The organism is Methylobacterium sp. WL19, assembly GCF_008040005.1.
Lineage (GTDB): Bacteria > Pseudomonadota > Alphaproteobacteria > Rhizobiales > Beijerinckiaceae > Methylobacterium > Methylobacterium bullatum.
Genome location: NZ_VRVC01000158.1, coordinates 1 through 9,907, shown reverse-complemented (window position 1 = coordinate 9,907; position 9,907 = coordinate 1). Strand labels below are relative to the sequence as shown.

Genomic DNA, 9,907 nt, shown 5'->3' with positions numbered 1-9,907 from the left:
CGCCCGGCCTGGGCGCTGGCGGGCTGGGAGCCGGCGGGGGGCACGGACAGCTTGGCGACGCTGGCCTTGGCCGTTCCCAGAGGACCCGAGGGAGGCGAAACCGGACGCAGGTTCGCCACCGCGGCATGGCCCGTCGCGGAGCGTGCCGGGGTCGCGGCGCCCGCCGTCTTCACGACCGTGCCGCGTGCGGGGGCCGGAGCGGCGGCTATCCGCTGCGGTGCCGCCGGGACCGGCGACAGGGCGAGTTTCGTCTTCGGAGCGGAGGTCTCCACTTTGGCCTGAAGCGACTTCGCGTCCTTGGGCGTCCCGGCGCCGTGCTTCGATGCCGGGGCATGGGCAGGGCCGGCGCTCGAGGCGAGGCGCACCGGTGCCGGGGGCGGCGGTACGGCCCCCTTCGCCTTCGGCCCCGCATGGGCCATCTGCATGGCGGGAACCTGGAGAGCGGGAGCCGTGCGATCCGGCATGGTCGGCCGGAACCCGTGTGACCGGGACGCGGTGGGCTGCAGGGCCGCCGGCACGGCGACGCTGGAGCCGCCCGCCACCAGGACCGGCGCGGGTCGGACGGGACGCGGCGCGGAAGCGGCGTCGTCCTCGTCGGCCGCAGGCTTGAAGGCCAGGGCGGGACGCTGCGCGCGCGTCAGACGCTCCGGTTCGGCATCGGGTCCGAGATCGGCCATCATCACCGGCGAGCTGCCGCCGACGCGGGCGGGCGCGCCATCGGTGCGCAGGGTCGCCATCAGCTTGCGGTCGTCGCTGCCGGCGGTGGAGGCCTTGCCGACATACTCCACCCGCACCTTGGCGGTGCCGCTGCGATGGAATTCCAGGGCCTGGGCCACCTCCTCCGACACGTCCATGAGGCGGTTGGCGTGATAGGGGCCGCGATCGTTGACGCGCACGATCATCGAGTGGCGGTTGGCGAGGTTGGTCACCCGGACGTAGCTCGGCAGCGGCAGGGTCGGGTGGGCGGCCGCGATGGAATGGCGGTCGAACACCTCGCCATTGGCGGTCATCCGGCCGTGGAAGGCGCTGCCGTACCAGGATGCCAAGCCCTCGCGGACATAGCCCTTGGCATCGTCGCGGGGCACGTAGGTGCGGCCGGCCACCACGTAGGGCTTGCCCGAGAAGCGGCGGCCGCCTCCCTTGGGGATCGTGTCGCCCTCGTTATAGAGGCGCGGGCTGGCCTTCACGCCGTATTTCGGATCGTAGGACGATCCGGAAGAGCCGGCCGGGCCAGCGAGTTTCTGGGTGTTCTGCGCGCAATTCGCGGTGGTCAGTGCCACCACGGACACGGCGAGGAGGCGCAGCAGCGGTACGCCCGCCGTTGGAGCCAATCCGGCCTTCGTCGAACGCGCCATACCGAACCGCCCAGCACTCTTACGCTCTCGAAACGCCATACAGGGCCGAGGAACGGAAGAGCGATCCGGTCCGGCCGTCGAAGGCCGCCCGGAAAGAGCGGGCTTCGATTGCACAGACAATTGTCGGTTTGACGTAAAGGAAACCTGAACGCTGCGGATGGGGCTCCGATTCGCTACCCATGGCTCATCCGTCGAACGAGGGCCCGGCCCTATCGGCTTGTGTCATCGAAGGAAATTGTGGTTTCAAGGATGTGGATATCATGCTCCGGATCCGTCCTCCCGACCCATCGCGAAGAGATGTCGCGGGCTGATGCGGGACGTGAGATTTTAGGTGCAAGGCTCTGACCAAAAAAGATTTTCTCCTGTCGATCGTCGATATCGACAGGAGAGGGCCGTCAGCGGTGGTTGGTCTCGTTCAGCCGCTCGATCGGCATGGTCCCCCGCTGTTTGAACAGGAGGTCGAGGGCTTCGAGCATGAGCGCGTGCATCTTGGTGCGCTCGGTATGGGCGAGGTCGCGGAGCTGGTCGTAGACCGGTGGCTCCAGATAGACCGACATCTGTCGGGCACGCTCCTTCAAGGTGCTCGGGGCCTTGCGGACGGGAACGTGGCCCGTATCGAGCTGGACGATGTCGGCGCTCCTGGCCGGGGGAACGCTTCCCGCGACGATGGAGGCGAGGCTCGGCCTAGGCGGCTTTGGCATGCTTGGCGACCTGCATCCGCTTCTCGATCCACGTCCAGAGCCTGCGCACTTCGCCGGCGGCCTGGCCCTTGGGGTTGAATTCGGTGACGCCCTGACCGACGCCGATCGCGTCCTGGTGATCGGTGCGCGCGACGATGTTGACGTCCGGCAGGATGCCCAGCACGGCCAGGCCGTCGGCCGCGTCGCGGATCCGGTAGGAGCGCGGCGGGGTCTGGTTCAGCACGAAGGCGAACTTCTTCTCCAGACGGTAGACCGCGGCCAGGGTCGGCTTGAACGCGCGCAGGTCCGCCGGGGTGGGGCGGCAGGGGATGATGCAAAGATCGGCCGCGCGGATCGCCGAGAGCGTGCCGGTGGAATCGACGCCCGGCGTATCGATGAAGACGTAATCGTAGGAGGAGTCGCGCAGCTGGGCCATGACGGCCTCGATCTGTGACGCATCGATCTGCGCGACTTCCGGCCCATCCACCGTGCGGTGGTCGAGCCAGTCGCTGATCGTCGCCTGACGATCCATTTCGAGGATGCAGACCGACAGGCCGCGCTCCTGTGCCGCGACGGCCAGTGAGATGCACAGCGTGCTTTTCCCACTCCCCCCCTTCTGGGTGACGAAGGTGATGGCTTTCATACGGGAGCCCTTCTCGCGTCCTGAGATGTCGCCTCCTGCCGTGCCGGGACGATCCCTCGGCCCAAAAGCCGATCGAATCCCCTGCCTCGGATGGTCACCGGTCGGGCTCGCAGCCGTCGTCCCGTGACACCAGGATGCCCTGATCCCGGTTTTGGCCCGTCATGGTTAACCAGTGGTTAAGGGCGGGGCCGGGGATCGGCGCGTGCCGTGAACCGGGGATCGAGATCGCGACGAACGATGCCGCCTGCGTTCGACCCCAGGGCCTCAGATCAATCTCAGGTTGCCAAAAATTCCCGCAGGGCGTGTCTTGCCCTTCCAATAGGAGGATTCGACGGTTAGGTTGCCGCCGACATCGCGGGTCGACGGGAAATTATCAACTTCAGGTAAATTCGATGCGAGGGCGATCCCTGCCTCGTGTCGATCCGCGGTCACACGTTTCGTCCCCAGCGATCCGCCCCGGCGGCCCAGGAGATCCATGCCTGCGCGCACGAGCCTTCTCTCCGGTGACACGGACGGAATCCTGGCGGCACTCGACGCGTCGGGCGTCGTGGGCGTCTGGTCCCACGACGTCTGGGCCGGCCGGATCGTCGTATCGGACTCCCTCGCGGACGTACTCGGTCTCGTTCGGGAAGCGGCGGGCGTGAGTCTCGACGCATTCCTGGCGACGATTCTCGCCGAGGACCGGCTTCGCGTGGAGAACGCCCTGCATGCCGCCGTCGAGGCGGGCGGCCCGTTCGAGATCGCGTTCCGGACGGTTCGAGGCGAACGCCGGCTCGGATTGCGCGGACGGATCGACCGGGGCGAGGCCACCGGGCGGGCGAGAGGCCTCGGCATCGCCATCGATCGCAGCGAAGACGGGGCAAGTCTTCACCAGCCCGCCCTGCACGCAGAGGCTGCGGCCAACCGCATGGCGGAACACGCCATCGCCCTGCACGACCTCGCGGCCGACCTCCACCAGCCGAGACTGGTCGCGGTTCTCGACTGCCTGATGCGGGAGATCGCCTTCACCCTGGCCGGCCACCTCGACGGAGCACGGCGTCCGCGCGAACATTGAGGGCGAGGATCCGGCTCAATCCGCGGGCCTGCGCAGGAGGTAGGTGTCCATGATCCAGCCGTGGCGCGCCCTCTCCTCGGTCCGGAGGCGCCGGATCTCGCCGGCGACGTCGCCGAGGCGGCCCGACAGGGTGATCTCGTCGTCGCTCCCGAGATAGGCGCCCCAATAGATCGTCAGGTCCGGGTCGAGATGGGCGAAGGTCGGGTCGCCGTCGAGCATCACCACGGTGGTGTCGGCCTCGGCGGACAATCCTCCGGCGATCTGGCGCCCGGTTGTGATCTGCACCGGCGCGCCAATGCGGTTGAGGGCGATGCGGTGGCTCGCCGCCAGGGCCTGAACGCTGGTGATGCCGGGAATCACGCGATGGTCGAAGGCGAGGCGCCCCCGCGCCACGATCCGGTCGATGATCCGCAGGGTGCTGTCGTAGAGCGAGGGATCGCCCCAGACCAGGAAGGCGCCGGTGCCGTCCTCGGGAAGCTCGCGTGCGATCATCGCCTCGTAAAGAGCCGCGCGGGCGCCGTGCCAATCCTCCACGGCGACGCCGTAATCGGCCGGATTCCGGTCCCGCTCCGGGTCCTGCGCCTCGACGATGCGGTAGGGGCGGTCCTCGATGTAGCGCTCGCAGATCTCCCGGCGCAGGGCGACGAGGTCGGCCTTCTCTCCTCCCTTGTCGAGGACGAAGACCACGTCCACCGTGTTCAAGGCCCGGATCGCCTGGATCGTGACGTGCTCCGGATTGCCGGTGCCGATGCCGATCACGAGGATCTGTCTCACGCGTCTAGCCTTCCGAGTTGCGATCGGCCCTGTCGCGGGCGCATGCCCTATGCTACGCTCTGCGTCGACATGAAACCCATCCGGCGCAATCTGGACCGGAGCCTCGCGCTCTGGCTGATAACGGTGATCCTCGCGATCGCCGGCTTCGGCATGTCGTCGCCCGCGAGTGCCCATACGGGCCATGGACACGATGGCAGCGCTCCTGTCGCATGGGTCCAGGCCCCGGCTTCCTTCGACTCCCTGGCCGTCCGGGCGGATACCGCCACCCCCGGCATGCAGGAGATCGTCTCCGTCCTGCGGGCGGAACCCCATCTCGGCTGTGCCGGACCCTGCTGCACCGGTCCTTGCGGAGCCGCATGCTGCTGCGCCATCGGCCTGGCACCGGCCGACGGGGATATGACGTCCGCAGGCGGCTTGACCGGTCCCGTTCCGGTGGGCGCCATCTCCGCCCGTACGGACGTCGCTCCGGATTCTCCGTCCGAACCACCGAGACCCTTCGCCTGACGTAACGACGGCGTTCCGCGCCCGGCCGCCTGACGGCGCCGCGTGGAAAGCAGTCCCTGCTTCATCGGCGTCGAGGTTCTTCCATCATGTCCATCGTTTTTCCGGCAGCCCTGCGACTCGTCGCGGCGTGCGCCATCGCCTGGGCGGCCCTGTCCGGCGCGGTCCTGTCCCATGAGGGCCATTCCCACGGAGACGAGGCCCCTGCCCTGCCCGTCGCGGCGGCCGCACCCCGGGCCGAGGCGAAGTCGGAGCGCTACGAACTCGTCGCCACCGTGCAGGGCCACGATCTCGTCTTCTATCTCGACGCGTTCGAGACCAACACGCCGGTCACCGACGCCACCCTCGCCCTCTCGACGCCGGACGGGCGCCGGAAGGCCGAGCTCCAGGCCGACGGCACCTACCGGCTCCCGGCGCCCTGGCTGGAGGAAACCGAGCACCACGACCTCCTCGTCGCGGTGACGGCGGAGGGCAGCACCGACATCCTTTCCCTCGATCTCGACCTGCCGGCCGCCAAAGCCGCGGCGCCGACCTCCGAGCCGGCGGCCACCGCTTCCCTGGTCGAGCGCCTGACGCACCAGCCGCCCTCCGTCACTGCCGCCGGAGGCTTCCTCCTCGGCCTCGGCGCCGTCGTCCTGATCCGCCGTCGGCGCACGATTCCCATCGTCGTCGTCCTGGCGGTCACGGCGACGATCGTGCTGGGCAGCGCCGCCCTCGCCCATGAAGGCCACGATGCCGCGCCGGCCGAGGGGGGGATGATGGCGAGCCCGCCCTCCGGCGGCGCCGACCGGGCCAAACGCCTGGGCGACGGTTCGATCTTCGTGCCCAAATCCCTGCAGCGGCTCCTCGTCCTGCGCACCGCCGTGACGGCGACGCAGAGCGTGGCCCGCACCGTGGCCCTGCCCGGCCGGGTCATCGCCGACCCCAATGCCAGCGGCGTGGTGCAATCCTCCGTGGGCGGCCGCCTGGCCCCTCCGGCGAACGGCTTCCCGCGCCTCGGAACCCGCGTGACGCGCGGCGAGGTTCTCGCCACCGTCACCCCACCGGTCCAGGCGGTGGACGTCTCCGACATGCGCCAGCGCCAGGGCGAACTCGACCAGCAGATCGCGATCCTCGACCGGCGCGTGGTCCGGTTCGAACGTCTGGCGGGGACCGGCGCCGTGGCGCAGACCCAGCTCGACGATGCCCGCTCCGAGCGCGACGGGCTCAAGGACCGCCGCGCCGCCCTCGACACGGTCCGCGGCTCGCCCGAGGCCCTGGTCGCACCGGTGGACGGGGTCATCGCCGAGGCGAGCGCCACGGCGGGCGCCATGGCCGCCCCCGGCACCGTCGTCTTCCGCATCGTCGATCCGGGCAAACTCTGGGTCGAGGCGCTGAGCTTCGAGGCCCTGTCGCCGGAAGGCTCGGCGACGGCCCGCCTCGGGGACGGGCGCAGCCTTGCCCTGACCTATCGCGGGGCCGGCCTCGCCGACCGCAATCAGGCGGTGCCGGTGCAATTCGCGGTGGCGGGCGAGTCCACCGGCCTGCGGCTCGGCCAGTTCGTCACCGTCCACGCCCCCTTGACGGGGGAGCGGACCGGCCTCGCCGTGCCGCGCTCCGGCATCCTGCGGGCGGAGGGCGGCAGCGTGGTCTACGAGCATGTCGGCGCCGAGCGCTTCGTGGCGCGCAGCGTCCGCACCGATCCCCTCGACGCCGACCGCACGCTCATCGCCGACGGTCTGGAGCCGGGACGGCGCGTCGTCGTCCAGGGTGCCGAACTCCTCGACCAGATCCGCTGAGGAACCGCGAAGATGTTCGGCCTCATCGTCGCGCAATCCCTGCGCAACCGCCTCCTCGTCGTCGCGCTCGCTTTCGCCCTGGTCCTGACCGGCGCGCTCTCCCTCGCGCGTCTGCCCGTCGACGTGCTCCCCGACCTCAACCGGCCCACGGTCACGATCCTGACCGAAGCCGAGGGCTTCGCCCCCACGGAGGTGGAGCAGCGGGTGACCTACCCGATCGAGACCCGCATGAACGGCCTGCCCGGCGTCAGCCGGGTGCGCTCGGTCTCCGGCATCGGCCTGTCCATCGTCACGGTGGAGTTCGAGTGGGACACCGACCTGTTCCGGGACCGGCAGTTCGTCAACGAGAGGCTGGCGCTCGCGCGCTCGGAACTGCCGCCCAACGTGGTCCCGCAGATGGGGCCGGTCTCCTCGATCATGGGCGGCATCCTTCTCGTCGCCGTCACCTCGAAGACCGCGACCCCGATGCAGGTGCGCGAGACCGCCGACTTCACCTTGCGCCCGCGCCTGCTCTCGATCCCGGGCGTGGCACAGGTGATCCCCATCGGCGGCGAGGTGCGCCAGTTCCGGGTCGCCCCCAATCCCGCCGCCATGCGGGCGCTCGGCGTCACGGACGAATCCCTCGCCCGCGCCCTCCAGAATTACGGCGGCAATGCCGGCGGCGGCTATTCCGAGGCCGGCGGCCGCGAGGTCCTGATCCGCGCGCTCGGCCGCACCACCGATCTCGACGACCTTCGCAATCTCGTCGTCACGACGCCGGGCGGTCCGGTCTACCTGCGGCAGGTCGCCGAGATCGCCTTCGGGGCGCGGCCCAAGCGCGGCGACGGCGGCTTCATGGGTAATCCCGCGGTGGTGGTCTCCATCGAGAAGCAGCCCGGCATCGACACCGTGCGCCTGACCCGCGAGGTCGAGGCGGCGCTCAAGGAGATCGGCCCCTCCCTGCCGCACGGGATCGAGGCCGGCAACGTCCTGTTCCGACAGGCGGACTTCATCGAGACGTCGCTTCGCAACGTGATCACGGTGTTGATCGAGGCCGTGGCCGTGGTGGCCGTGGTGCTGTTCGCCTTCCTGATGAACGTACGGACCACGCTGATCTCGCTCGCCGCCATTCCCGTCTCGATCCTCGCCACCGCCACGGTGTTTTCGCTGCTCGGACTCTCCATCAACACGATGACGCTCGGCGGCCTCGCCATCGCCATCGGAGAGCTGGTGGACGACGCCGTCGTCGATGTGGAGAACATCCTGCGGCGCCTGCGCGACAACCGGGCGGAGGGTTCGCCCCGCACGTCCTTCGCGGTGATCGTGGACGCCTCGAACGAGGTGCGCTCCGGCATCGTCTATGCCACGATCATCATCTGCCTCGTCTTCGTGCCGCTCTTTGCCCTGTCGGGCATCGAGGGCCGGCTCTTCGCGCCGCTCGGCCAGGCCTACATCATCGCCATCCTGTCGAGCCTCGTGGTCTCGCTGACCCTGACGCCCGCCCTCTCCTCCTGGCTGCTTCCCGGCCTCAAGAGCCTCGACCATCCCGAGAGCCGGCTGATCCGCGGCCTCAAGCGCGCCAACGGGCACCTCGTGGAGACGGCCTTCGCCCATCAGCGCCTCGCCATCGTCTGCGCGATCGTCGCGGTGGTCGCCGCCGGCTATGGCGCGGGACGCTTGCCCCGCGCCTTCCTGCCGACCTTCAACGAGGGCTCGTTCACGGTCACCACCACCTTCACCCCCGGCATCTCGCTCGCCGAATCCGCCCGCGTCGGCGCCATCGCCGAGCGCCTGCTCCTAGACATCCCCGAGGTGGACAAGGTCGGGCGCCGCACGGGCCGCGCCGAACTCGACGAGCATGCCGAGGGCGTCCATTCCACCGATCTGGAGATCCGCCTGAAGCCCGGCGGGCGCGAACGCCCGGCCATCGTCGCCGACATCAGGGGGCGGCTGTCAGTCCTTCCGGTCACGGTGAATGTCGGCCAGCCGATCTCGCACCGGCTCGACCACATGCTCTCCGGTGTCCGGGCCGAGATCGCCCTGAAGCTGTTCGGCGAGGATCTCGACGCGCTGCGCCGCACCGCCGAATCCCTGCGCGAGACCTTGTCCGGCATTCCGGGCGTCGCCGACCTCCAGGTGGAGCGGCAGGTGCGCGTGCCCCAGATCGAGATACGGGTCGATCCGGCCAAGGCGGCGCTCTACGGTGTCTCCCCCGCGACGGTGGTGGAGACGGTGGGGAACCTCGCCAACGGCCGCGTGGTCTCGACCCTGGTGGACGGCCTTCGCCGCTTCGACGTGATCCTGCGCCTGCCCGAGAGCGGCCGGTCCATGGCCGCCCTGCGCGACCTCCTCATCGAGACGCCCTCGGGCTGGGTGCCCGCCCATGCCCTGGCCGACATCGCCGAGCGGGACGGGCCCAACCAGATCCTGCGCGAGAACGGCCGCCGCCGTATCGTGGTCCAGGCCAACACCGTGCCGGGCTCGGACGGCTCGAAGGTCGCCGCCGACATCGCGCAGGCCCTGGCACGCACGACGCTGCCGGAGGGGATCAGCGCGCGCCTCGAAGGCGCGTTCGAGGCGCAAGGGGAGGCGACCCGCAGGATCGGCCTCCTCGGACTCGTCTCCTTCGCCCTTGTCTTCGCGCTGTTGGCGAGCCGCTACCGCTCCGGCGTGCTGGCCCTCATCGTCATGGGCAACGTGCCGCTCGCCCTCATCGGCAGCGTCGTCGCCCTCACCATCGCCGGTCTGCCGCTCTCGGTGGCCTCGATGATCGGCTTCGTGACGCTCACCGGCATCGTCGCCCGCAACGGCATCCTGAAGATCAGCCACGTGTTGAATCTCGGGTTGAACGAGGGGCTGCCCTTCGGCCCGGCCCTGGTGCTGCGGGCGAGCAACGAGCGCCTCGTGCCGGTGTTGATGACGGCGCTCGCCGCAGGCATCGCCCTGGTGCCGCTGCTGGTCGACGGCACCGCGCCGGGCAAGGAGATCCTGCATCCCGTGGCCGTGACGATCTTCGGTGGCCTCATCAGCGCGACGCTGCTGGACGCCGTGCTGACGCCGATCCTGATGCTGCGCTTCGGCGGCTCCGCCTTCGCCCGCCTGCGCGAGGCGCCCGGCGATGAAGCCCCCTCCCCGGTGGCGGG

At 69.9% G+C, this 9,907-nt stretch carries 9 protein-coding genes; 4 read left to right on the top strand and 5 right to left on the bottom strand.

Going from position 1 to position 9,907, the window contains the following annotated elements; translation table 11 throughout:
- The 4 genes from FV220_RS22185 to FV220_RS22170 all read right to left on the bottom strand — a co-directional run.
- On the bottom strand, positions 1-1,355 hold a 1,355-nt coding region (locus FV220_RS22185), incomplete at its 3' end, for a septal ring lytic transglycosylase RlpA family protein (RefSeq protein ID WP_246689516.1).
- 395 nt (positions 1,356-1,750) lie between these two features.
- The gene (locus FV220_RS22180; protein ID WP_056149449.1) at positions 1,751-2,056 is read right to left on the bottom strand and encodes a ribbon-helix-helix domain-containing protein; all 306 of its coding nucleotides are present in this window, start codon (positions 2,054-2,056) and stop codon (positions 1,751-1,753) included.
- Positions 2,040-2,678, bottom strand: coding sequence for a ParA family protein (locus FV220_RS22175; protein WP_056149447.1), 639 nt, complete (start codon positions 2,676-2,678; stop codon positions 2,040-2,042). The genes FV220_RS22180 and FV220_RS22175 overlap by 17 nt, the downstream gene beginning before the upstream one ends.
- Positions 2,679-2,942: 264 nt before the next feature.
- Positions 2,943-3,155, bottom strand: coding sequence for a hypothetical protein (locus FV220_RS22170; RefSeq protein WP_147833245.1), 213 nt, complete (start codon positions 3,153-3,155; stop codon positions 2,943-2,945).
- Here FV220_RS22170 and FV220_RS22165 point away from each other — a divergent pair.
- Positions 3,154-3,732 carry a hypothetical protein gene (locus FV220_RS22165; protein ID WP_056149445.1) on the top strand — a complete coding sequence of 193 codons (579 nt, stop codon included), beginning with the start codon at positions 3,154-3,156 and terminating at the stop codon, positions 3,730-3,732. The genes FV220_RS22170 and FV220_RS22165 overlap by 2 nt on opposite strands.
- A gap of 15 nt (positions 3,733-3,747) precedes the next feature.
- Here the strand turns inward: FV220_RS22165 and cobF are convergent, their stop codons facing one another.
- Positions 3,748-4,506: a precorrin-6A synthase (deacetylating) gene (cobF, locus tag FV220_RS22160; RefSeq protein WP_056149443.1), complete on the bottom strand. Its 759-nt coding sequence runs from the start codon at positions 4,504-4,506 to the stop codon at positions 3,748-3,750.
- Between the two features lie 42 nt (positions 4,507-4,548).
- Between cobF and FV220_RS22155 the strand changes: the two genes are divergently transcribed.
- The 3 genes from FV220_RS22155 to FV220_RS22145 form a co-directional block, all read left to right on the top strand.
- Positions 4,549-5,010 (top strand): hypothetical protein, encoded by a 462-nt coding sequence (locus FV220_RS22155; protein ID WP_147833244.1) that lies wholly within the window; start codon positions 4,549-4,551, stop codon positions 5,008-5,010.
- 86 nt (positions 5,011-5,096) lie between these two features.
- Positions 5,097-6,785 (top strand): efflux RND transporter periplasmic adaptor subunit, encoded by a 1,689-nt coding sequence (locus tag FV220_RS22150; protein ID WP_147833243.1) that lies wholly within the window; start codon positions 5,097-5,099, stop codon positions 6,783-6,785.
- 12 nt (positions 6,786-6,797) lie between these two features.
- Positions 6,798-9,907: efflux RND transporter permease subunit (locus FV220_RS22145; protein WP_147833242.1), on the top strand; the 3,110-nt coding region annotated here is incomplete at its 3' end.